The 24,317-nt window shown below is 38.4% G+C and carries 22 protein-coding genes (1 of these 22 cut by a window edge); 3 read left to right on the top strand and 19 right to left on the bottom strand.

What is annotated here, in order from left to right:
- A protein-coding gene (locus NST91_RS01515) for a SprT family protein (protein WP_341329721.1) crosses the window boundary here: on the bottom strand, positions 1 to 49 show its 5' portion. It extends 413 nt beyond the left edge of the window; the window shows 49 of its 462 coding nt (coding positions 1-49); it begins with the start codon at positions 47 to 49; the stop codon falls past the left edge of the window.
- Positions 50 to 201: 152 nt separating this feature from the next.
- On the opposite strand from NST91_RS01515, the gene cmpA reads away from it, so the two are divergent.
- Positions 202 to 315, top strand: coding sequence for a cortex morphogenetic protein CmpA (gene cmpA, locus NST91_RS01510; protein ID WP_087947091.1), 114 nt, complete (start codon positions 202 to 204; stop codon positions 313 to 315).
- Between the two features lie 18 nt (positions 316 to 333).
- Here cmpA and NST91_RS01505 read toward each other — a convergent pair whose 3' ends face one another.
- The 8 genes from NST91_RS01505 to acpS all read right to left on the bottom strand — a co-directional run bounded on the left by NST91_RS01505 (position 334) and on the right by acpS (position 10,082).
- Positions 334 to 2,484 carry a Tex family protein gene (locus tag NST91_RS01505; protein WP_341333465.1) on the bottom strand — a complete coding sequence of 717 codons (2,151 nt, stop codon included), beginning with the start codon at positions 2,482 to 2,484 and terminating at the stop codon, positions 334 to 336.
- Positions 2,485 to 2,566: 82 nt separating this feature from the next.
- Entirely contained in the window at positions 2,567 to 3,322 is a 756-nt protein-coding gene (gene sigB, locus NST91_RS01500; RefSeq protein WP_341329720.1) for an RNA polymerase sigma factor SigB, read from the bottom strand.
- Positions 3,323 to 3,577: 255 nt separating this feature from the next.
- The gene (gene ndoA, locus NST91_RS01495) at positions 3,578 to 3,928 is read right to left on the bottom strand and encodes a type II toxin-antitoxin system endoribonuclease NdoA (protein WP_010284636.1); all 351 of its coding nucleotides are present in this window, start codon (positions 3,926 to 3,928) and stop codon (positions 3,578 to 3,580) included.
- Between the two features lie 4 nt (positions 3,929 to 3,932).
- Complete coding sequence (locus NST91_RS01490; RefSeq protein WP_010284645.1) at positions 3,933 to 4,214, bottom strand: CopG family ribbon-helix-helix protein; 282 nt, start codon at positions 4,212 to 4,214, stop codon at positions 3,933 to 3,935.
- Between the two features lie 224 nt (positions 4,215 to 4,438).
- Positions 4,439 to 5,602 (bottom strand): alanine racemase, encoded by a 1,164-nt coding sequence (gene alr / locus NST91_RS01485; protein WP_341329719.1) that lies wholly within the window; start codon positions 5,600 to 5,602, stop codon positions 4,439 to 4,441.
- A 187-nt stretch (positions 5,603 to 5,789) separates the two neighbouring features.
- The gene (locus NST91_RS01480) at positions 5,790 to 8,174 is read right to left on the bottom strand and encodes an immune inhibitor A domain-containing protein (protein ID WP_440272412.1); all 2,385 of its coding nucleotides are present in this window, start codon (positions 8,172 to 8,174) and stop codon (positions 5,790 to 5,792) included.
- 288 nt (positions 8,175 to 8,462) lie between these two features.
- A complete protein-coding gene (locus tag NST91_RS01475) occupies positions 8,463 to 9,479 on the bottom strand; it encodes an outer membrane lipoprotein carrier protein LolA (protein WP_121448466.1) in 1,017 nt (338 codons plus the stop codon).
- A 243-nt stretch (positions 9,480 to 9,722) separates the two neighbouring features.
- The gene (gene acpS / locus NST91_RS01470; RefSeq protein WP_341329718.1) at positions 9,723 to 10,082 is read right to left on the bottom strand and encodes a holo-ACP synthase; all 360 of its coding nucleotides are present in this window, start codon (positions 10,080 to 10,082) and stop codon (positions 9,723 to 9,725) included.
- 120 nt (positions 10,083 to 10,202) lie between these two features.
- Between acpS and NST91_RS01465 the strand changes: the two genes are divergently transcribed.
- A complete protein-coding gene (locus tag NST91_RS01465) occupies positions 10,203 to 10,922 on the top strand; it encodes a rhomboid family intramembrane serine protease (RefSeq protein WP_341329717.1) in 720 nt (239 codons plus the stop codon).
- 37 nt (positions 10,923 to 10,959) lie between these two features.
- Here the strand turns inward: NST91_RS01465 and NST91_RS01460 are convergent, their stop codons facing one another.
- The 9 genes from NST91_RS01460 to NST91_RS01420 all read right to left on the bottom strand — a co-directional run bounded on the left by NST91_RS01460 (position 10,960) and on the right by NST91_RS01420 (position 22,621).
- Entirely contained in the window at positions 10,960 to 12,423 is a 1,464-nt protein-coding gene (locus NST91_RS01460) for a PH domain-containing protein (RefSeq protein ID WP_341329716.1), read from the bottom strand.
- Positions 12,413 to 12,892, bottom strand: coding sequence for a PH domain-containing protein (locus tag NST91_RS01455; protein WP_341333463.1), 480 nt, complete (start codon positions 12,890 to 12,892; stop codon positions 12,413 to 12,415). The genes NST91_RS01460 and NST91_RS01455 overlap by 11 nt, the downstream gene beginning before the upstream one ends.
- Before the next feature lie 734 nt (positions 12,893 to 13,626).
- Entirely contained in the window at positions 13,627 to 15,132 is a 1,506-nt protein-coding gene (gene cshA, locus NST91_RS01450) for a degradosome RNA helicase CshA (protein ID WP_121448462.1), read from the bottom strand.
- A 636-nt stretch (positions 15,133 to 15,768) separates the two neighbouring features.
- A complete protein-coding gene (locus NST91_RS01445; protein WP_341329715.1) occupies positions 15,769 to 16,476 on the bottom strand; it encodes an alpha/beta hydrolase in 708 nt (235 codons plus the stop codon).
- 425 nt (positions 16,477 to 16,901) lie between these two features.
- Entirely contained in the window at positions 16,902 to 18,275 is a 1,374-nt protein-coding gene (locus NST91_RS01440; RefSeq protein ID WP_341329714.1) for a UDP-N-acetylmuramoyl-tripeptide--D-alanyl-D-alanine ligase, read from the bottom strand.
- Between the two features lie 243 nt (positions 18,276 to 18,518).
- On the bottom strand, positions 18,519 to 19,604 hold the full coding sequence (locus NST91_RS01435; RefSeq protein WP_341329713.1) for a D-alanine--D-alanine ligase: 1,086 nt from the start codon (positions 19,602 to 19,604) through the stop codon (positions 18,519 to 18,521).
- 242 nt (positions 19,605 to 19,846) lie between these two features.
- The gene (locus NST91_RS01430; protein WP_341333462.1) at positions 19,847 to 21,169 is read right to left on the bottom strand and encodes a hemolysin family protein; all 1,323 of its coding nucleotides are present in this window, start codon (positions 21,167 to 21,169) and stop codon (positions 19,847 to 19,849) included.
- Positions 21,170 to 21,537: 368 nt separating this feature from the next.
- The gene (locus tag NST91_RS01425) at positions 21,538 to 21,939 is read right to left on the bottom strand and encodes a MerR family transcriptional regulator (protein WP_099355750.1); all 402 of its coding nucleotides are present in this window, start codon (positions 21,937 to 21,939) and stop codon (positions 21,538 to 21,540) included.
- Positions 21,940 to 22,219: 280 nt separating this feature from the next.
- Entirely contained in the window at positions 22,220 to 22,621 is a 402-nt protein-coding gene (locus NST91_RS01420) for a rhodanese-like domain-containing protein (RefSeq protein ID WP_341329712.1), read from the bottom strand.
- A 280-nt stretch (positions 22,622 to 22,901) separates the two neighbouring features.
- Between NST91_RS01420 and NST91_RS01415 the strand changes: the two genes are divergently transcribed.
- Positions 22,902 to 23,351: a VanZ family protein gene (locus tag NST91_RS01415; protein ID WP_341329711.1), complete on the top strand. Its 450-nt coding sequence runs from the start codon at positions 22,902 to 22,904 to the stop codon at positions 23,349 to 23,351.
- Between the two features lie 37 nt (positions 23,352 to 23,388).
- Here the strand turns inward: NST91_RS01415 and NST91_RS01410 are convergent, their stop codons facing one another.
- Entirely contained in the window at positions 23,389 to 24,306 is a 918-nt protein-coding gene (locus NST91_RS01410) for a DUF7916 family protein (protein WP_121448454.1), read from the bottom strand.
- Between the last annotated feature and the right edge of the window lie 11 nt (positions 24,307 to 24,317).

Raw genomic sequence — 24,317 nt, 5'->3', positions numbered from 1 at the left:
GCTCTAAAGAAACCTCTTCTACTATCTTTTGTAGTTCAAACTGTTCCATATTTTTTCCTCCATTCCATCCTTTTCGAACAGGACTTACTGTATCTGCATACACTATATATACTCAAACCTATAGTTTGGTAACTTCATCACTATAGTATCATTTTTTTATTTTTTGGAGGGTAAAAGTTTATTAACGAGGAGGTTTAGTCTATGCCTACTTGGCTTCAAAACCAAATGAAACGCGCCTACTATGAGAAAAATCGATACCAAATTAAATTATTGAATCAATGCTGGTATTTTTATAGAAAAAAACACTGCTCATGAGCAGTGTTTTAAGATTTTTTAATTTTGTGGCGGCAGCATTGTTAATGCCACTCTTCCTTTTTTAACATCGACGTCATCTATCCAGACCGTTACAACATCTCCGACTGATACTACATCAAGTGGATGTTTTACGAAGTTATTGCTTAGTTTTGAGATATGGACTAAGCCATCCTGCTTAACTCCGATATCAACAAACGCTCCAAAGTCTACAACATTTCGAACGGTTCCTTCAAGCTCCATGCCTTTCGCAAGGTCTTCAAGCTTAAGGATGTCTTTTTTAAGCAATGGTTTTGCCAATTCATCACGCGGATCACGTTCAGGGCTTACTAATGCTTCTGTAATATCGTGAATGGTGATTTCGCCAATTCCCATCCCAGCAGCCACTTCCTCTGCCACGATAGATGAAATGGCTTCTTTTAATTTATCCGTACCGAGGTCATTACTCGTTAAACCATATTTCTCAAGAAGTTTCTTAACTTCTTTGTAGTTTTCCGGGTGAATTCCTGTTCGATCTAATGGTTCATCACCATCAACAATACGAAGGAAACCGATACATTGCTCATATGTTTTTGCACCTAGGCGTGGAATGTTCTTTAATTCGCTTCTGTTCGAAAACTTCCCTTGTTCCTCACGTTTTTTGACGATGTTGTTTGCTACAGCTTTGGATAGGCCAGCTACATATTGTAATAAAGATGGGGATGCTGTGTTCACATTGACTCCAACCTTGTTAACTACTGTTTCTACAACAAAAGTAAGCTGGTCATTTAATTTTTTCTGTGAAACATCATGCTGGTATTGACCTACTCCTACTGACTTCGGATCTATTTTCACTAATTCCGCCAATGGATCCTGAAGTCTTCTTGCAATAGATACAGCACTTCTTTCTTCTACCTGGAAATCTGGAAACTCTTCTCGCGCTATATCGGATGCTGAATACACACTTGCACCCGCTTCATTCACGATAATATAGAAGATTTCTTGATTTACTTCTTTTAAAACATTCGCGACAAATTGCTCTGTTTCTCTTGAGGCTGTACCGTTTCCGATCGCCACCATTTCAACCTTAAATTCTTGTAGAATAGATTTGATTTTCTTAACCGCTTCTTCTTTTTTATTCACTGGTGGGTGCGGATAAATGACATCTATTTTTAAAACTTTCCCTGTTTCATCAACAGCAGCTAGTTTACATCCTGTTCGATATGCAGGATCAACTCCTAGAACAACCTTACCTTTTAGTGGTGGCTGTAACAGTAGATTACGAAGGTTTTCTGAGAAAATGTGAATGGCTCTGTCTTCTGCCTTCTCCGTCAACTCTTTTCGGATTTCTCTTTCAATTGAAGGCTGAATCAAGCGTTTATAGCTATCTTCAATTGTTTCTACGATATATGGAGTTACCGGTGAATTTTCCTTCTTTACGATTTTCCGATGTAAGAAGGTTATAATTCGGTCAAGAGGTGGTTCAATTGATACACGTAAGATTTCCTCTTTTTCTCCACGATTCATCGCTAGTACACGGTGTGGAACTACCTTATGAATAGGTTCCTTGTATTCATAGTACATTTCGTAGACATTTTTTTCGTCTTTTTCTTGATCCTTTACCGCTGTTTCAATCGTGCCTTGTTTGAAGGTTTCATTGCGGATCCATTGACGGAAAGTCGCGTCGTCCGATATCCACTCAGCGATAATATCTTTAGCCCCCTGGATAGCATCTTCAGCACTGATTACCTCTTTTTCCTCTGAAATGAACCCGGTAGCATATTGTAAAACATCTACATTCATCGGGAAAGTATATAACCATTCCGCAAGTGGCTCGAGTCCCTTTTCTTTTGCCACAGTCGCTTTTGTACGACGCTTTTGCTTATATGGTCTGTATAAATCCTCAACCTGTTGCAGCTTTGTCGATTTCATGATTTCTGCTTGAAGGTCATCGGTTAACTTTCCTTGTTCAGAAATAAGTCGAATAACCTCTTCTTTTCGTGTTTCAAGGTTCTGTAAATACGTCCATTTTTCTTGCACATCCTTAATTTGTACTTCATCTAAAGAACCTGTCAGTTCTTTACGATAACGCGCAATAAAAGGTACAGTATTGCCTTCATCTAAGAGGTTAATCACACTATGCACTTGCTTTGTTGTAATTCCAATTTCTTTGGCGATGGTTTTTACCATCATTTCATTTGTTTGCAATGTCTGTGTCAAAACTGTTTTCCTCCTACTTTCACTTCTAACCCTTATCTATTTTACCAAAATTAACTCATCCAAGTACTGCTTCTCGAAGCTTTTTAATGGCTTTTCGTCGGATCCGGGATACATGCATTTGTGAAACCCCGACTATTCTTCCCGTCTCTCTTTGACTCTTCTCCTGAATATACGTGTAGTAAAGAATTCTCTTTTCACGTTTAGTAAGAACATGGAGAGCATTCTTTACATCCAATCTTTTCAATACCTTTTCGTAAGATTTATCTTTCTTACCCACCGTCTCTATTATCGATTTGCCTTCAGAATCCGGGTCAATCGGCATTTCAATTGACTTTGAATAATATGCTTGTCCAAGTTCCATTGCTTCTAGAACTTCCTTTTTATCTATTTGAAGATGATTTGCGATTTCATGTACCTCTGGTGTCCTTTGTAGGGCTATTGTAAGTTCTTCTTTTGCCTTTTTTATCTTAATTCCGAGTTCCTTAGCCCCTCTTGGCACATGTACACTCCATGTTTTATCACGTAAAAAGTGTTTAATTTCACCAATAATTGTTGGTACAGCAAAGCTATTAAAGCTCTTTCCAACCGTTCGATCGAATCTTCTAATCGCACCTAAAAGCCCAATTCTCCCTACTTGGACAATATCTTCGTGAAACGCTCTGCCTTTCGAGTAGTTCCAAGCAATTGAATTAACAAGATTTTCATACTTCTCAACGATTTCCCTTTCTATTTCCTTTGAGCCAGTTTTTTGGAAGTCCTGTACCAGCCTTTCTACTTCATCTCGTCTCGGATTTGTAGATTGCCTTTTCATTTTTTTCCACCGCTCTCTCTTTTTTGTTTTGAAAGGTATTTAAGGATAATCCTTATTATGTACTTCGATAGAAAAGATGTGATGTCCTTCACATTTCAGAATTTGTTACATAAGTAAAATGCTTTTGTAATATATTATGCAAATGGCATTTATAGGATCAATTTGACTAAGAACGCCACTTTTTGTGGGACTAAAAAATAAAAGAAGCTACCACGGGGTAACTTCTCATAGACGTATCACATATAAATAAATGAATTAAAAATCGATGAGTCCTAAACTAATTTGTAAGGCATCATCCACTCTGTCCATCATCTCTTCATCGAGATGTGTTATCTTATCGGTTAGACGCTGCTTATCGATTGTACGAATTTGTTCTAACAGAATAACTGAATCGCGCTCAAATCCATAACGCTCCGCATCGATCTCAACATGGGTTGGGAGCTTCGCTTTTTGAATTTGTGCAGTTATGGCTGCGACAATGACTGTGGGACTAAACCGATTCCCGATATCGTTTTGGATAACAAGAACAGGACGAACGCCTCCTTGCTCTGAGCCAACAACTGGGGAGAGGTCTGCAAAATAAACGTCGCCACGTTTTACAATCAAATGATTACCCCCCGCTAACTAAGCGTTCTACGGTGTGGTCAGCCTCAGATTCAGCTAAAAAAGCCTCCGATGCAATAGTAAGGTTGATTTTTGCCATTTCCATGTAACCGCGTCTCATAGATTCTGTAATTTGACGCTTCTTTCTCTCGCGTAGATACATTTTTGTAGCTTGATAAATCAGTTCATTACGGTTACCGTTTTCTTGTTTCACTAGGCCATCCAACTCACTAATTAGGTTTTGTGGTAATCGTACTAGAATTTCTGTTGTTGCGCTGGATTCAGACACAAACATACACCTCCACCAACTTGCCACCAATATTCTACTCCAATCTTAATAATACCATTATTATGATTAGATGCAAAGCTTAATCCATTAATTCTTAATTATTATCGACATATACAATTGGTTTTTATGCATAGGTTTTACAAGGTTTCCAGAACCTGCATTTATTTTCGTGCATAAAAAAAGAAAGTTATCCAACGTGTACAACCATTGTACTATTTTCTCTACTAGTAATGTCTTAATAACGGATTTCTCACTTCAATTATTCTCTTATTTCTTAAAAAAATACGTGGAACCCGAAAACTTATCGTACATGTAACCTCGTAGTTGATTGTTTCAAGAGCACTTGCTACATCGTCTACACTAATAATTTTGTTTTTTTGCTCCCCAATTAACGTGACTTTTGTGCCTATCGGGAGTTTATTTGGAAGTCGGACCATAAATTGGTCCATGCAGACACGACCAATGATTTGACAAAATTCACCGTCAATTAAAACGTTCGTATTCTGTAGTTTCCGAACCCAGCCATCGGCATAGCCAACTGGAACTGTTCCGACCCACATATCTTCATCTGCTGTAAATGTTGCCCCATAGCTTACTTTTTCGCCTTTTGAAATTCGTTTTACATGGACAAGCTTGCTATGGAAAGAAAAAGCTTGCTCGAGCTCGTATGGCAGTTGATCTTTTATTTCCAGTGATGGAGTCATTCCATACATCCCAATTCCCAGTCTTACCATATTAAATACTTTATCGGGGAAACGGTAGCCAGTTGCACTATTTGCACAATGTACTAACTTCGGTTTAAATGGAATCCATTCAAGCATTGCCTGGAAATTCCGATATTGTTGTTCAAAATAAGATGTATCAATTTCGTCTGCTGTTGCAAAATGAGTAAAAACACCTTCAAGTTGGAGTTGAGGATTTTGCTCGATTTTCCTAAGGATTGTTTGCAATTCCCCTTTTTCTTTAACTCCAAGACGTCCCATTCCTGTATCAAGTTTCAAGTGAAGGGTAAGTGGAGTACTGCCTTGATAGTTTTCCAATACCTCATCAAGCCACTCCCCGCTATAAATGGTGAGGGCTATATTGTGTTCTGCTGCAAGCGCTACGTCAGTTGGACGTGATGCTCCAAGTACAAGAATCGGTGCATCTATTCCTCCGTGGCGTAGAGAGACCGCTTCATCGATAAAAGCAACTGCAAGATGGGTAGCTCCCGCTTCAAGGGCTGTTTTTGCAACCTCCGCGTCTCCGTGTCCATAAGCGTTTGCCTTAACGACCGCCATTACCTCCACTTGTTCTGGTAAAAAACCTTTCATGTTTTTTACATTCTCAAAAATGCAATCTAAATCCACTTCAACCCAAGTATCACGATAAAAATGGGTAGAGTCCATGAATAAACACCTTCTTAGATTATTAACTACTATATGAATTCGATGATTAAACTTAGTTGTGTCCATGTCAATGGTAGTTTTTCATCATACCCATCTTAACATATGACGAAAAAAAGAAAATATGTTGAAGAAAATTCACAATACATGGCAAAGACCCCTTTGATTGGTCAAAGGGGTCTTACAATTATTATTTAAAAATTAACACCTTACCCACTGTACCATCAGCACTTTGGCCAACAACACGGAATTTCAAACCGTATTCAGGAATATTACGTCCTGCGTCGACTAAGCCTGGGTTACTATAGTCGGCACTGTCGTCAAATAAAGGTGTGCGTTGGGTGAAGTTGTCTTTCATTGTAATACCTAGTAAATCTGTATAGTCTAAAAGCATCTTCTCTGATTTTTCTAAGCTGAATGCAGCATCGTGGAGCTGATAACGCGAAGAGCCAACAGCTTTGTCACTCCAATAGTTAGTATGTTGATCGGCGTCTACAACACCTAAGAATCCATCACCAGGGTGTTCGCCAGTCCAGTTATTATCGTAGGATTCATCGACATACCAGACAACTAGGCCAGGGTCAAAGGACATTAGGCTTGCACCACGGCGTATATGCTTTAAGCCTTCATCGACGCCATTATGAGATCTCCATTCTAGTAAATAGTAATGTTTCGATGTGTATTTACCATCATGTTTTTCAAAACCATCTAATGTAAATTGTGGTTCATTTTCTGCACCGTCAGAGAATACTTCGGTGCTATCCTTTGTTACCTTTACATTATCAACAAAGAAACCATCTAGATTTGTTGCCCAGTCAGTCATTGAACGGAATTGTAGTTGGATTTCTTGACCAGCATACTCGCTTATGTCAATTGATTCATGTACCCAACCATTACTAGTTCCTGTATAACCAGGCAGGTTTTCTTTAATAGCTGGGTAGCCATCTGGATCAAGAGTGCTTGTTGTTCTTTCACTCGAAAGTGACTCCCATGTTTCACCACCATCAACCGAGACTTGAACCATTGCATAATCCCAATCCTGTTCAATGTTATACCAAGCATCGAAATCAAGAGTTGCATTTGTTGTTTCACCTGATAAATCAACTGTCGCCACCATTTTATGGTCAGCCTCGTCACCTTTACCGCCATAATATTCAAAAGATCCAGTAGCAGGAGTATTTAATACATTTACCTTTCCTGGTAAATCAACACGTACTGCATCATTATTGGTACCTTTTGTTACCGCCTCATCAAGAAGTACTTCAGTTCCCTTTTTTGTAATATCATCAGCATGTAAGGTTGTTCCACTTAACCAATTACCACCATGAAGGCTTTGTAGCATTTCTTTTGCAAATGGACTCATACCAGGCGGTTCTGTACCAGGTATATCTCCAGCCCAACTACCCGATGACATTAAAGACCAAAATTCGATGGCTTCTCCTGCTCCGCTATAAATCGTGTCATACTCATCAGGAAGACCTAAATCATGACCAAACTCATGAGTAAACACACCTGCAGCCCCGTCTTCAGGTTCGATTGTGTAATCAAATGCACCTAAAAGTCCGCCAAAACGGTCACTATTTGAAGTTCCTCCAGGTACAGCAACTAATTGACCAAGGTCCCAACGGTGCGACCAGATAGCATCCCCACCAAGAGACCCACCGCCTGCTTCTTCACCTACACCTGCATGGATAACCATAAGATGGTCAATAATTCCGTCTGGCTCATTATAAACACCATCTTCATCATAATCGTCACGATCCCAAACATCGTATTCACTTAAGTCTACATTTGGATCTTGCCCAGCTTTTGTTAAAGCTTCATACACTAACGTACGTGCACGAGCATCACTGCCGTCTGGCGTTGGGTAATTCCCACCATAATAAGCAGCTGGATGATCAGCTGTATACCAGCCAGCTACAGTTCCATCAACTGTATAACTTCCACCTGATTGTTGTTCATAATATTGCTTCATGGATATTAAATTTTCTCCGTTTGGTCCTTCATATCCATCCTCTCCGAAAATCATGTTTTGGAAATGATCATGGGTATAGTCCTCATACCACATGTCTGTTTCTTCTTTTGTAATGGAGCTTTTTTCATAGTCTGGGAAATCAATGGCTAGGACTAGAACCTTATCATGGCGTACGTCACCGTTATATCCCTCTTCTTGTACAGGATCTACTGTATTTTTCTTAGCTTGTCCAAGCTTGTTCCCCTTTCCATTTTTCAACCCATTGTTATTTGTTTTATTTGCAGATTTAAGATTGGCATCAAGCCCGTTTGGTAGCTTGTCCTTTGTTTGGCCAGAGTTTGATGCTTTTGCTTTTAGGAATTTTTTCAACACCTTCTCCGCTTCTGCTGGTGAAGCATTTTTTGCAATTTTGCCGTTTTTCTTGAGCATTTCAATGAGCTTTTCATCGTTTGCGATTCCTAAGTCGATTGGTGAGCCTTGTGAAGCTAGTTTTGAGGATACATCTGATGCGCTAGCATTTGTTGACATGGCTGGACCTGCTAATAGTCCAACGCTTAATGATAAAGCAAGTGCTGTGGAAAAAATCTTTTTCTTCTTCAATTTCATACCCCTCCTACAATCTGTTTTAGTTCCGTACATTTTGTCCATAATTTCTAACAATCCCAACCCCTTTCAATACTTGGACATGTCTCGCTTAAATAATGTAACAGAGTCTTTTTAAAAAATTTGTAGAAATTCTATATATAGAACTTTTTTTGTTCGTTAAATTCTTCGTTCTATCATCCTCATCCGACAAGATACTTCGGTTTGTGAAATAAATCGTAAAGGATGCCGTCGAAATTTAAAGACAAAAAAACAGACCCGATTATTCGGGCCTGGGTTCGGAGTTTATTTTACAGCCTTGCCTTGTACTGTACGTGCAACTGAGATTAACTCTTCTTGAGTTAAATCATCTGATGCAATCATAAATTCTGCACCATTGTGTGTCCATGAAATTGCTTTATCTGTAAGAGTACCAACTGTAAATCCAAGGTCAACAGGCTCACCGCTTAATGAAATCGTTGTAGCAACCTCAGCAACGCGGGCTGTTTCCTGGATCAGTGTGAAGGTTTTCTCTCCACCAAAAGTCATAATGACACGTGTTCCATTTTCCGTTTCGATTTTCTTTTCTTCTTTTAATTCAACTCCAGCAAGGGCATCCTCTGAAGGATATAGAACTTCTAGTGGTTGCTTATCAACCTCACCCATAACTGGGATCTCACCAATATTTGCAGAAGACATATTCTTTTCAACATCAAATGCTGATTTATCAAAGCTTGCATCAAACTCAACCTTCGTGAATTCAACTAACAACAATACTTTACGATCAGGGTCCATTACCTTAACAGAAACTGGAGCTAAGTCCTTTTTGTTAAATGTAATTTCTTGTTTTGGCAGCATATTATTATTTTTGTAATTTGTTTTTGTTTCAAAAATGTACTGATCCTTTGTAGCTGTAAATTTCGCTTCTGGATCTTCCTGCACATCATGTACTAGAGATTCAAACAGATACGCTTGGCTGCTGTTTTCTGGCCAGTCACTTTGGAAACGGAAGCTTTTGTTAAGAGCAGGTGTCAGAACAAATACTCCTTCTTCATTGCGCAAAATCATCTGGCTTTGGTCCTTTTCTGCATTCTTAAGGTTTACTCGATAGAATGTCGGCTCCTTGTGCCAAATTTCCACTTCATATACTTGTGGATCATTGCCTGTTTGAAGCGTCATCTTCGCATCTGCCTTATAGCCAGTCATTTTTTGTACCTTTGCATCTAATGCACTAACCACATCTTCTTGTGATTTTTCCCCACATGCCGCTAGTACAAGGGCAATAAGTAGCCCTAATAACAACAAAAATACTTTTTTCTTCATTTCCTCTTCAACCCCTTTGCCTCTTATCGCCTATTGGTAGAGACAAAGTGTATTAAGTGACGAACAGGTTAGGAATCATTTCCGTGCGTATTAGGACCCCTTCATTTTCCTAGCGTTCTTTCCAACTCAACCGTGAAGCTTATTTACCAAACTAAGTGAAAATCACACCGTTCATCATATTCATACACCTTGTCTCACCTACCGCACTAAAAATATATGAGGCAAAGTTGTGTAATATGCAGACTAGCTTGACAAGCTTTCAAGAATTACTTGCGCAACGGCATAATCTTTACTGTGCGTGATGGATAAATGGGCCTTTTGATTCATTGGTCTTATAAGGACTGGCTTACCTTTTTCATCTGATAAAACCTCGATATCCAAAAAACTCAAATTCTCACCAATTCCAGTTCCAACAGCCTTTGAATATGCTTCTTTCACGGCGAACCGACCTGCAAGAAACTCTACCTGGCGGGACTCAGAAAGACGAAAAAATTTTTCCTTCTCTGCATTTGTTAATATCCGATCTACAAATTTTTTCTGTCTATGTAAAATTTTTTTAATTCTTTCAAGCTCTACAATATCAATACCTGTTCCAATGATCATTTCAAAATCCTTTCTTCTATAAAAAAGCTTTCAATCATAAGATGGTACAAACGTTAGAGGATGTTCGCCATCTTTTGAAGAATATAGTACGATAAGATGACTACATAAAGGAGTAATAAGATGTTTATAAGAACTGAAAGCTTTCGTCAATTTTTACGATTATATCCTATTATATCAATATTAATCGGGATTCATATTTTTCTTTGGCTGTTGATTTTTTTATCTCTTCCATTTGGAACAACTCTTATGCAGCACATGATTGGATTCAATTTTTTAATTTCTGAAGGCGAGTATTGGAGATTAGTCACTCCCATTTTTGTACATAGCGGGTTTGGCCATATGTTGTTTAATTCATTTTCACTTGTCTTGTTTGGGCCTGCGTTAGAAAGGATGTTAGGTAAATTCAAATTTATCATTGCCTATCTTTTAACCGGGGTAGCTGCAAACCTAGCAACCTTTTACATTGAACCACTAGAGTTTGCCCACGTTGGTTCTTCAGGGGCTATATTTGGATTGTTTGGTATTTACTTATATATGGTCTTGTTCCGTAAAGACTTGATTAGTCAAATGAATTCTCAACTCATTATGACAATTTTAATCATTGGTCTAGTCATGACATTTATAAATACCAATGTCAATATTATCGCCCATATATTTGGTTTTCTTGCCGGCGCTATCATTGGACCGCTCGTTCTACCGAAAAGCTCAGGACAGCCACAGATCATCATGGCAGGAGATTCATCTTACAGACCTCGAATGAGGATTCCTAGACAATTTTCTATCAAACATATTATCTGGTTAATCATTATCATCTTGGTGATACTCGGAATTTTCCTCTAAAAATAAAAGAGCTAAAGCGACTCCGCTTTAGCTCTTGTTAATCATTAAACGGCATATCTTCTGCCATTTTCTTATTTCGCTGTCTGTACCATTCCCAAATGATCCAGCAATCAGAAATCTGTAGATCCTTCACTTCAAACCCTTTGCCTGCGATTGCTGATTTAATAAAGGTTTTAACTGTTCCAAGATTTTTTTTCCTTTGGAAGTGGGATTGTTTCTTGTCCAAGGATTGGATTCGCTTTTTATGATGAAGAACGGTTACTTTACTAAAAAAGCGAAACTGTAAGGTTAACTGGTCCCCCTCTATCTTCCAGCCAGCCACTTTATAGCGACTATAGCCAAGCATTACTCCAATAGGTAAAAGGAGCAAACCTAGGTAACCCCATGAACTAAAGACATAGGACAACATGACAATTGCTGGTACAAACGCTAGAAAAGGCAGCATTCCCCTAAACATATATCTCCACTTTGCATTGGGTGGTGCGTAATTTTCAATTTCTTGCATCTGATAGTCAGATACAAAATGCTGCAACAAATGATTAATGGCATTTTTCTTTACTAAAGGAAAAAGTACAGTTGAGAAATCTTCTCCTTTATTAATCGAGCCACCAGCACTTTCAATATATACTGTTGCATAGCCTAAAGGCTGCCTGATTAAATTCTCACCAATTCGTATGGCCTGTATCCTTGTTAACGGAATGGTTGTCTGCTTCTTTTCAATCAATCCTCTCGTTATAAAAAGCTCATCTTCTCGTTTTACGACTGTAAAATTGGCGTAGCGAAGGGTCATAATTAATATCCCAACTAACCACGCGATCAATAAGAACAAAGCAATGAGTGCGATGATATAGATTAAAATCGATAGACTGACATATTTTTCAATCGTATTATATAATTTTTCAAATGGTAGATATTCTGCAAACTGACTCAAAAATGCCAGTACACCGGAAATAACAATCCCGATTCCCCCTGAGGTGGATGCAAGGACCAGCAGTTCCTTTGGAGTAATTTGATATGTAAATCTCGTTTTTTGTGTTTCAGTTTCTTCTTCCTCTTGCTTTTTCGAACGGGATAAAATTTCACGTAATTGATTGGCTTCTTCTTCTTTAATAGCTGTTAGAACAGCCTCAGCCTGCATACCCCCACCCGCTGTTTCCACCTGTAGTTTGACCAGTCCAAAAATTCGTTGAATAATACCAGCGGAAACATCTATCGTTTGAATTCGCTCAATGGGTATATAGCGTTTTTTACGGATAATCACTCCATATTCAATTCGTAACTCTCCACTTTCTATCCGATAGGTGTAACGATACCAATGCAAGACTCCATAGATCAACATTAATAGAATAAAAGCACATGCACCTAATAAATAATACTTTTCAAAATCATCCCCCGGCCCAACAAAAAAGAGGAAAACTAAAGGGAGTATCATTTCTTTCAGCTGTTTAAGGAAGCTTAAAATGCCAGCAACCGGATGCATCCGACGTGATTCAAACATCATCTTCATCCACCCTTGCTAATCTTGAAATTGAGTCACGCAATTGGTCTGCTTCCTCCAAATCAAGTGCTGGTATTTCATGAACTGTTGCTGCTGTGGAAATAGTAACAGTAGCTAAATGATGTTTACGCAACAACGGACCTTGCTGAGTATCAACGTGTTGGACGCGGTTCATCGGTATAATTGTTCTTTTTACAATTAAAACGCCACGTTGGAGGTCAATTTCATGTTCATGAACCTCATATCTCCAGCGTTTCCACTTCAGCTTCGGTAAAATGAAAATCGTTAAAATTGACTCAATCATGCAAAGTATAAGTAGACCAGTTAAAATCCAGTACGTCCAATCAAAAAGAATCGTAAGGACTAAGACCGTAATGGCTATAGCCCAACCAATCATAGACGAAATGATTGCAGATGTTTTCCATACTGTTAAGGCACGTGTACTAATCCGATTTTTCGGGATGTCCCTCATAATCAACAACCCCTTCTGAATTGGAATATTATTCTTACCAACCTTCTCAGTATAAATGATTTTGAGAAAATTTGACATAAGAAAAAATAGTAGCCATAGTAACATCCGACTAATTGACACAAGAGTATCTTCTGGATGATATTCATCCACACTTTGAAGGGGATTTCGTACTGATTCTCTACCGCTTATCCCCTTCATCCACGCTATGAAGAGGATTTCGTACTGATTTATCTACCGTTTTTCCTCTTCATCCACGCTTTGAAGAGGATTTCCTACTGATTCTCTACCTATTTTCCTCTTCATCGACTTTATGAAGAGGATTTCGTACTGATTCTCTACCGATTATCCCCTTCATCCACCCTATGAAGAGGATTTCCTACTGATTCTCTACCTATTTTCCTCTTCATCTACGCTATGAAGAGGATTTCGTACTGATTCTCTTACGCTTTTCCTCTTCATCGACTTTATGAAGGGGATTTCGTACTTTTTCATTACCACTTTTCCACTCACCCACGCTATGAAGAGGACTTCTAACAGTATCTCTACTGCTTTTCCTTTTCATCCCCGCAATAAAAGGATTTCGTACTGATTTATCTACCGTTTTTCCTCTTCATCCACGCTATGATGAGAAATCCAAACAGCTCTCGACCACTTTTCGTGTTCATCATTCATACAAACCAAAAAAGGCGTGCTAAACTGGGGTCAGTTTACACGCCTTTCTTTGGTTGTTAAAATTATTCTTCGTTTTTACGGAAATTGCCGCGTCGATTGCTACTTGAAGAGTAACGATTTCCGCCGGATCCTTGACGACCACCTGAACCTTGTCGTCCTGCATTTCCTCGACCGCGGTCACGACCACCCTTATAACGCCCACGGTCACGTCCACCACCACGATTATTATCACGGTTGTCTCTCTTTACGCGAACAGGTGCTTCCTCAGTTAGTTTAATTGGAGTTGCATCTGGCTCTTTAGTCATTAACTTAATTGCAGCTGCAACAACAGAAACTGAATCATGCTCTTCTAAAAGCTCTTCAGCGATACGAGTATAATATGATAAATTATTGGACTCGATCATAGATACGATTTTTTCCATCGTGATCTTTTGTTGACCTTCTAAAGCCTCATCTAATGTAGGTGGCTTCATTTTGTCCATTTTACGTTTTGTTGTATTTTCCACGTTTTTAAGTTGACCAATTTCTCTTGGTGTTACGAAAGTCATCGCCATACCATGTTTTCCTGCTCTACCTGTACGTCCAATTCGGTGTACATAGCTTTCAGGGTCTTGCGGAATATCGAAGTTATAAACATGAGTCACACCAGAAATATCAAGTCCACGGGCTGCAACATCTGTTGCAACTAATACTTCGATAGATCCTTCTTTGAATTTACGTAAGACGGATATACGTTTTGCCTGACTAAGGTCACCGTGAATACCTTCTGCTGCATATCCTCTTAAATTTAGTGCTTCAGAAAGTTCATCAACACGACGCTTCGTACGTCCAAAGATAATCGCTAACTCTGGAGATTGGATATCTAATAAACGAGTTAGGACATCGAACTTTTTCTTTTCTTGTACTTCTAGGTAGTATTGTTGAATGTTTGGTACTGTTACTTCTTTTGCTTTTACTTTCACAACTTGTGGGTCTTTCATGAAACGCTCAGCAATGCGTTGGATTGGACCTGGCATAGTTGCAGAGAAAAGTAAAGTTTGACGTTCATCGGGAACACCTTTTAAAATTGCTTCAATATCCTCAATAAAGCCCATGTTTAACATTTCATCTGCTTCATCTAGGACAACCGTTTTTACATTTTGAAGCTTAAGAGTTTTACGATTAATATGGTCTATTACACGTCCCGGAGTACCAACAATGATATGAGGGTGTTTCTTAAGTGAACGAATCTGGCGAGAGATATCCTGCCCCCCATAGATTGGTAAGATTCGAACACGGTTGAAGTGCCCGATTTTATGAAGTTCTTCAGATACCTGAATCGCAAGTTCACGAGTTGGTGCAATGACAATTCCTTGAATGTTGTCGTCTTTTACATCAACATTTTCGATAAGCGGAATTCCAAAAGCCGCTGTTTTTCCTGTTCCTGTTTGAGCTTGACCAATTACGTCATGCCCTTTTAATGCTAATGGAATCGTTTGTGCTTGAATAGGGGTTGCCTCTTCAAACCCCATTTTACTAATTGATTTCATTAGGTCTTGACTAATCCCTAGTTCGTTAAAAACTGCCAATTTTTTCATACTCCTTTTTGCTAATCTATTTGTACAATGACAAAATTGACTATTTAGACGGGAAATCTGTATAGACACTGGGCTTTTCGCCTCTAATCAAATGCGCCTTGGCGTATTTGTGCCCGATTTTTTAGGCCAAAAGGAAGTGGATCATAAAGACGTTGGGACATGACGTGCTCCACAGTCTTTACTCTTTTTCCTAAAAGTCACCTCTGAAAAACCGTGGCATCTGCCAGGGGCCTTAACTTTATTCAAACGGGGTTTAGACCCCTAATAAATTTTCGATGCTTTTCTTGCATTCATCCCACATACAATAGTGAGGGCTTTTCTGAATAAAGTTAAATACGATTTTTAAGCTGGATACAAATGTTTGCATCATGATCGCAAAACCTACACATGATGATAAGTGCGTGGTAGGTAGGCATCTGCCTAGTATTTATAGTAGATCAGAATCTAATTCTGCTTAAAAAAAGGACATTTTCCGTGAAATAACGGAAGTAATGCCCTCAGGGTTCACGTCCAAAAAGTTAATAAAAGGGCGTTACCAATTAATTACAAGTTATGCCCTTTTTAACACTGTAGTTGTAATCTTACCACTACCCCTTTATAAATGCAATAAAGCTGAATTTTCAATGATTAGTATATACATTCTTTTGTGGTTTCATGTAAGAATGAATCTACCTCTTTAAATAGTGTTTCCTGGTCCCCACCATAACAAACATGATGCTTTGCACATGGTAAAAAAAGGAGTCTTTTTTGCGTAGATGAGATGACTTGATTCAAGTAATGCGCACTTTTAATTGGGACAATCCCGTCGCATTCGCCTTGAACAATTAAGGTAGGCACATTTATTTGGTTTAGCAACGGCCTAATCTTTCTCACAAGCTTTCGAAATTCAATTGTCGCCGATAGAGGAGTGTCAACGATTTTCTTTTTATACCGTAAAAAAAGTTCATTTTTATGAAGATTTTTGTTTAGGCCATCGCGAAGCATTAGTTTTATATCGGAAACGAGTTGTTTTGGATTGATATAATAAGCAGCGGCACTTAGTAAGACAAGCTTTTGAATTGGAAAACGCGTTGCTAAGTAACCAGCGATTATTCCTCCCATCGAAAAACCGATGACAAATACCTGATCACAAGTATGAAGGAGCTCAACTAACTCTTTTTCTGCATATTCAATCCATTCCAAGTAATGGGTTCCCTTTAAATTCAAATTCTCACCATGACCGGGCAAGGTTGGTGTTCGGACAACCCAATCTGTTGTATGGCGGATATGCTCTGCAAGTGGCTCAACCTCATATGGAGCCCCAGTAAAACCATGTATGAACAGACAGCCAATCACCAAAATTTCTCCTTTCAATCAAATGCGCTTTGGCGTATTCGCGCCCGATTTTTAGGCCTACAGGAAGTAGGTCATAAAGACGTTGCCACAGGAAGTGGCGTATTTAGTTTTTGATCTTACTACTCGAAATTTACTTCTTAAAAATCGTGCATCCGCCGGGGCCTTTTTACTTTATTCAGTCGAGGCTGAATACAGTAAAAATATTTTTGAAATAATTGTAATGTTTTTGTAACATTTATTGTTTTCAAACGTACTAATAAGTAAGAAACAAATTTGGGAGGTTTTAAAATGGACAAGCTATTCAATGAAAACTCAGATTTTATGAAAGAACTATTATCTTACTCCTTAGGTATTTTACTGACTATTCTAATCATACTACCATTTATAAACTAGAAAAGCTCGGCAGGTGCACGCCGAGCTTTTTCTTATTTTTTGAAGGCAAAGATGACTTCCTCGAGCTTCATCCCTCTTGAACCTTTTACTAAAAGAATATCCTCTTCTGATAATAGGTTCCGTAAAGCTTCTATTAGCTTTTCTTTGTCTTGGAACGCAGAAACACGTTCTTCAGGAAAAAGTTCTTTTGCTCCGTTGGCGATATGTTCACCTAATGTACCGTATGTGAATACATAATCAACCTTGTCAGGCTGAATGAAGCGCCCCACCTCTTCATGATATTCATTTTCGTTGTCCCCAAGCTCAAGCATGTCACCCAATACGACTATTTTTTTGCCAGAGGACTTTAAATCATGAACTAGGCTGATGGCAGCTTTCATAGATAGTGGGCTTGCATTGTAAGCATCATTAATTAGTTTTGTACCGTTGACTCCCTCAATTAACTCAAGCCTCATATTCGTAATCTTAATTTGTTTCAAGCCATTTTCGATTTGGTCCCAGGATAATCCGAAATGACGAGCAACTTCAATTGCTGCCATCGCGTTATTAACATTATGTTTTCCTAAAACTGGCACATAAAATTCCTTGTTCTCCTGTTCATTAATGGAAAAATAAGTACCCTCATTTTCTTGTTTAATACGTAACGGATATAGATCATTTTTCGTTGTCTCACCAAAGGTTGTCGTATGAATATCCATTGCCTTAACCCGCTCTGTTAAAAGTGGCTCATCTCCATGATAAATAAGCAAGCCATCCTTAGCTAACCCATCAACAATTTCAAGTTTTGCCTTGGCAATTCCTTCACGAGAACCGAGATCCATCATATGAGATTCACCAATATTCGTTATAACTGCCACATCAGGACGTGCTAATAAAGTTAGGAATTCAATTTCGCCGAAAGCACTCATTCCCATTTCAAGCACAGCAACTTCCGTATCTTCTTTTAAGCGTAAAAGAGTTAAAGGCAGGCCGATATGATTATTGAAATTTCCTTCTGTTTTTTGAACACGCATTTTCGTTGATAAAACAGCTGTAACCATATCTTTTGTTGTTGTTTTCCCATTGCTTCCTGTAATCCCGACGACTTTTATCGAAAGCTCATCCCTATAGTTTTTGGATAGAGTTTGAAGAGCTTCTAATGTGTCCTTTACAAAGATAACAGGTATTTGCTGTGGTGGATTTGGTTGGTCACTGCCCCATAGTACCGCTACTGCACCATTATCAATCGCTGACTCCACAAATTGGTGGCCATTAAACGTTTCACCGATGATTGGTATGTACAGATTTCCAGGTGAGATCGTTCTTGTGTCAATGGATACACCTTCTATCACAACATTTTGGTATTGTAGATCAAGCTTTTCACCATTTGCCATCAGTGCGATTTGTGCCAATGTCTTTTTTATCATGAGATTCTCTCCTTTCATAAAGAAACACTATTCAGAATTAAGAATAGTGTTTTTTAATCAAATGCGCCTTGGCGTATTTGCGCCCGATTTTTTCGAGCTTGCTCGAAAACTTTCCTTTGAAAAATCGTGGCATCCGCCGGAGGCTTAACTTTATTCAATCTAGGTCTCAGCCCTTACTAAATTGTATACCTTTATTACATTCATTCCACCCAAAAGAGTGAGATTTGTATTGAATAAAGTTTTTTAGATAGTGTATTTAATCGTTTGTTTTTCGTTATGGCGCTCGATTGCAAGCTCAACTAATTTTTCAATAAGTTCTGGATAACTTACACCAGCTTCCTGCCAAAGTAATGGGAACATACTGAATGGTGTAAATCCAGGCATCGTGTTAACTTCATTAATGATGACCTTTCCTTCTTTTGTTAGGAAGAAGTCCGCTCTAACTAATCCTGAGCAATCAAGTGCTTTGAACGCTTTAATTGCTTCTGTTTTGACATTTTCATATTGCTCATCTGTGATATCCGCAGGAATGATGAGAGCTGTATCGCCATCTTCATATTTTGCTTTATAGTCGTAAAAATCTTTCTTCGGTACGATTTCTCCAACAACTGAACAGCTAGGATTGTCATTTCCAAGGACACCGATTTCTATTTCGCGGCCAATGATGGCCTCTTCAATAATGACTTTACGGTCAAACATGAAAGCTTCTTCGAACGCTTTTTCCAGGCTTTCACGGTCTGTTGCTTTGCTAATACCAACGCTTGAACCAAGGTTTGCTGGCTTTACAAAGCAAGGATAGCCAAGTTCTTTTTCAACTTTAGCGTACGCCTCTTCTGGATTTTGTTTCCATTCGCTACGAATATATGAAGCATATTTCGCTTGAAGCAACCCAGCTTGACCAAAGATGTTTTTCATAATGACTTTATCCATGCCAGCTGATGAAGCAAGCACACCATTTCCAACATATGGAATGTTCATAAGCTCAAGCAGTCCCTGAACCGTTCCATCCTCACCATTTGGTCCATGTAACAACGGGAACACAACATCGATTGATTCATTCTGAGCTGATTGCTGCGCAGGAAAAAGTTCTGAATTTAACGAAACAGGTGAAATGGCTGTTCCGGTCTCTTTTAATACTAACTTCTTCACGTCATCAACTGGACCTGTCAATTGATTCCCACGAATCCATTCGCCTTGTTCTGATATATAAATGGGATGAATATCATATTTTGAGTGATCTAATGCTTTGATAACAGCTAATGCGGTTTGTAAGGAAACCTTATGCTCAGCTGATTTCCCTCCGTATAGCAAGCCTAGTTTTACCTTCATTAAGCTTCCTCCTAAAAATTCGTATACCCTTTATTTTAACATTAACGCTTTTATATTATATAACAATTACATAACATTTCTATAATTTATTACATGTGTCTAGAAATGTGTCTGTCTAGGCTTGAACCTAATTTTTGAATGATGAAGTGTGTGGAATTGCTGTAGCCAGAAAAAATTGCACAATACCAACCTTAGCCAACAACATAAAAAGCCTTGACGAAAAAGTCGTCAAGGCTTTACAACTATTCTAATGCACTAGCGCTTTGGCCAATGGTGTAGATGTGTTCTTGTTGGATGTTTTTTTTAATTTCGAGTGACTTGATATGGTGACCATCCATTTCGATAATTCTAAACTCATAATCCCCAAATGGAATTTTGTCACCAGGGTGAACATCGATTTGCTCTGTTAAAATCCAACCACTTATCGTATCCACATCTGTATCGTCAATTTGTAAACCAAACAAATCGTTAACTTCTCCGATTAAGACCTTACCATCTAAGATGGTAGTCGTATCGTTAATTTTTTGGATGGCCGGTTTTTCATCTGTATCGAATTCATCGCGGATTTCCCCAACGATTTCTTCGATAATATCCTCAACCGTAACCAATCCAGAAGTTCCACCATATTCATCTATTAATATTGCCATGTGTACGCGTTCTTTTTGCATTTTTGCTAATAATTCCTGAATTGGAATTGACTCAATCACATGGATAATTGGTCTCGTATAATCCTCTATTGTTTTCCCATCTGCTCCTGTACCTGTCACAACATCGGTTAGTAGTTCTTTTAGGTTAACCAATCCAATGATATGGTCCTTATCCCCGTCAAGGACCGGATAACGTGTATACTTTTCACTCGTCATAATCGTTAAAATTTCTTGGACAGATTTGTCATTTTCAAGCGCGATGATCTCGGTACGAGGTACCATAATTTCTTTGGCTACACGATCATCAAATTCAAAAATATTATTCACATATTTATATTCAGACTGGTTAATTTCACCATTTTTATAACTTTCAGACAAAATAAGTCTCAATTCCTCTTCGGTATGGGCAATATCGTGTTCTGAGATTCTTTTAAAGCCGAATAATCCAGTTAACAAACGAGCAGAGCCGTTTAATACCCAAATGAACGGAAACATCAATTTATAGAAAAAGATTAATGGTCTAGCAAAAAACAAGGTTATTCGTTCCGCTTTTTGAATCGCAATTGTTTTAGGTGCGAGCTCCCCGACAACTACATGTAAAAACGTAATGGTCAAGAAGGCTAATGCGATTGATAAAACAGTTGAAAACGAATCCGGTATATTTAAAATACCGAATAATGGATGAAGTAAAGCCTCCACAGTTGATTCTCCAAGAAAACCAAGTCCTAGAGCTGTTACTGTTATACCTAATTGACATGCAGACAGGTATTCATCCAGGTTTGAGATGACAGTCTTAGCAGCAGTTGCGCTTTTCCTCCCTTCTGCTACGAGCTGGTCGATGCGAGTGCTTCTTACTTTTACAATCGCAAACTCCGACGCTACGAAAAAGGCAGTTAACGCAATCAAAATTGCAACCATGACCAAATTAAATATCTCCAAATAGTTTCCTTACACGTCCGAAACGAGTAAGGATTACACCTCCTAAATAGGTAAGTTTTTAGATGTTGTTCAAAAAGTCGGCCGAAAATGACACATCGAATTTCTACGTTGGCTTGCTTCTCCGTTCCTCACGTATTTACTCATACGTTCCGGTACTCAAAGCTGCAACGCCTTGAAATTCTCGGTCCTTTTTACCCTCCTTTTTGAAACTCCATTTCAGTTTTTTAGTATTCTTTCAATTAGATTACATGAAATGTTGTTTATATAAAGTATTTATGACAATGATTTTTTATTCTCTTAGAATGAATTTTTATTCTGCAAGTTTCATAACTATATGATTCTTTAACTCAAGTAAACAGAACCATAATTAACTTTGCAAGTGCCATGCTTTGTGAAGACATCTTATTCAATACCGATTTTTGTTGCTCTGCGGATAATCCCTCAAGCATCGGCTTTATTTCTTTAAGTTCAGTTTCTAGGTATTCCATTCGCTTTGATAAATCCTGTGTGTATTTTAAGACTTTCTCTTGCTCTACACGGTTTGTTTTAAATAGCTCTACCTTTTCCTTGATTTCAAGTAAAGGGATGTTTAACTCCTTATACTGTGCTACAAGATGAAGGGTTTCCACAGCTTCATCACCATAGAATCGATAGTTAGAGTCTGAGCGTTCAGGAGTTAAAATACCTAGTTGTGTGTAATAATCAATCGTACGCTTTGATACATTTGCTTCTTTTGCTAATTCTCCAATACGGTATAACTTCCCAACGGCTTCACCCCTTCTATAAGAAGTTCAATAAGTCCGGTGAAAATGACACATCGAATTTCTTCGTTGGCTTGTTTTTCCGTTGCTTACGTATTAACTACATACGCTCCGCTAGTCAAAACTGCGCCGCCTAGAACTTCTTGGTCCTTTTCATCCTCCTTTTTGAACACCCTTCTATCAGTCTTCTACTCTTCTATTATATGTATAATAAACCGTACAGTCAAACGTGATGGTTTTTCGGTACGGTTTTGACCCAATGTTTTTATTACCTTTTCTCCCTTGGGGTTTCTTTTGCTTTTAGGCTATAGAGGCCCCCTTTTATATGTGCAAGAGGCAGGTTCTTATGTCTTCTTCTCAAGACTTTGGCGGCTTGTTTACTACGTATTCCTGTTTGGCAATATAAAATAATGTCTTTATCGGTTGGAATCTCAACTTTGTTTCGTTTAATTTTAGACAATGGGAAATTTATGGCACCTTTTATATGATTTGTTTGGTATTCATAAGGGTTTCTCACATCAATGATTGCAATATCCTTTTGCTTTTTCAGTACTTCTTTAAAATCAGCTTCCGATAATTGTTTGAGGTCCTTTACTGGTTTAAAGGTATCATAAATTAAAATAATGAAGATAATGCCTAAACCTATTTGAAGCATTGTAATCGTATCCATTTTCCAACATCCTTTTCATAAGTTAATCCTATTATAAGCGAAAAATAATAGAAACGAAAAACCTATGTGACATCGTACTCTTTTTGCGTTAATGTAGATGGGGTAATAGTTTAACTTTATCCAGTAGCGGTTTAAACCCGACAAATAAAGTTAAAGCCTCCGGCGATGCCACGATTTTCCAATGAGAGTTTTTTAATCATAAGAACACGCCACTTCCTGAGGTCCGAAAATCGGGCGCAAATAGCCAAGGCGCATTTGATAAGATTGGAGTTTTATACAATTGGGACAAGCAATGAAACGATTTTTGGCTGGTATTGTGTTTATCACTTATTCATTATTTCTAATATATTGGATGTTTTTTGCATTTTCCCGGACAGAAGGAGGGGAATTCAGGTATAATTTCACACCCTTTACAACAATCAAAAATTACTTTACGTATTATGATCATTTCCCTTTTCATATTTGGATCATTAATATTGCAGGAAATATAGGAGTTTTTATACCATTTGGAATCGTGCTGCCGATTCTTTTTCCAAAGCTTTCAAATTTCTTTTTATTTATCTTCGCTTTTGTCATTGGGATCACATCCCTTGAGGTTCTGCAGCTTTTTAGTATGCTAGGTAGTTTTGATGTAGATGATATTATTCTGAATACAGTTGGGGCTGTAATTGGCTTTATTTTATTGCAAATCATGAGAATTCGTAAAGCAACACGCAAAAAAAGGAGATGAGGTCAAATACACCCTTGTATTTGGAACCTCATCTCCTTTATCGATTAACGGAAGCAGCCATTCTTATATATGTATGACGTTTTCCGCGGATAGCGATTGAATAGGTCATTATGTTTTCTGGGACAGCAATTCCATGATATCCGGCATCTCCAATATGGTAAATATCCGCACCTGCCATTTTACTAGTTAATGCAATTTGACGGATAGTTGCTTCATCAGCACCTTCTTGGCTCGTACCGATTGTCAGCATCACCATTGCTCCCTTTGAATGAACAAAACGTACATTTTTCTCGGTTGCTTCAAGAGTAATTCCCGGAACCGTCCCAGGCGCTGGCATTAAGATGACGTCTGCCCCTGCTTCTATAAAACTTTCTAACGTTTGCTCTGAAATGATTCCACTGCCCGATTCATTAGCAACACCTGCACCATGCATTTTGCCAGCGATGATAAGGCCCTCACTTCCAAGTACCTCACGAGCCTTCTTTATAGCAACAACAATTTCATTATTTGTAACGCCTGTTTTTGGATTACCCGTTAAACAAACAAAATCGAAGCCAAGCTTTTTTGCTTCACGTAAAGATTCTTCTGTTGCTAAACGCCCTTTCGGAAGCTTACTTAACGTTTCAAGTTGCATCGCATTTGGGTCAACTGGCTCTAAATTCAATCCGATGGGTCTTCCTGTTAACTCCTTTAATTTCTCGACAATTGATTCTCCCTCTTGTGCTTGAAAACCTTCTACAAAAGGAGAAAACACATCAAAATAATTAAAGATTAACAAATCGGCGCCAAATGCTGAGGCCATTTCTGCATTCGTCACTGCCGGATACATGGGTTGGAAGGAACCAATCACCTCTGATAAAATGACTCTTCCCTCTGAGGCTTTTATGGCTTGCTTTAAGTCCTGGCCGTTCATTTTTTTGAAGTCTGAGGCTGTGCAATCTAATAGACGTTTCAAGATGTTACCTC

Source organism: Ferdinandcohnia sp. FSL W7-1320, from assembly GCF_038050315.1.
GTDB classification, from domain to species: Bacteria; Bacillota; Bacilli; order Bacillales; family Bacillaceae_L; genus Ferdinandcohnia; species Ferdinandcohnia aciditolerans.
This window is presented reverse-complemented; position numbering and strand designations above follow the sequence as displayed.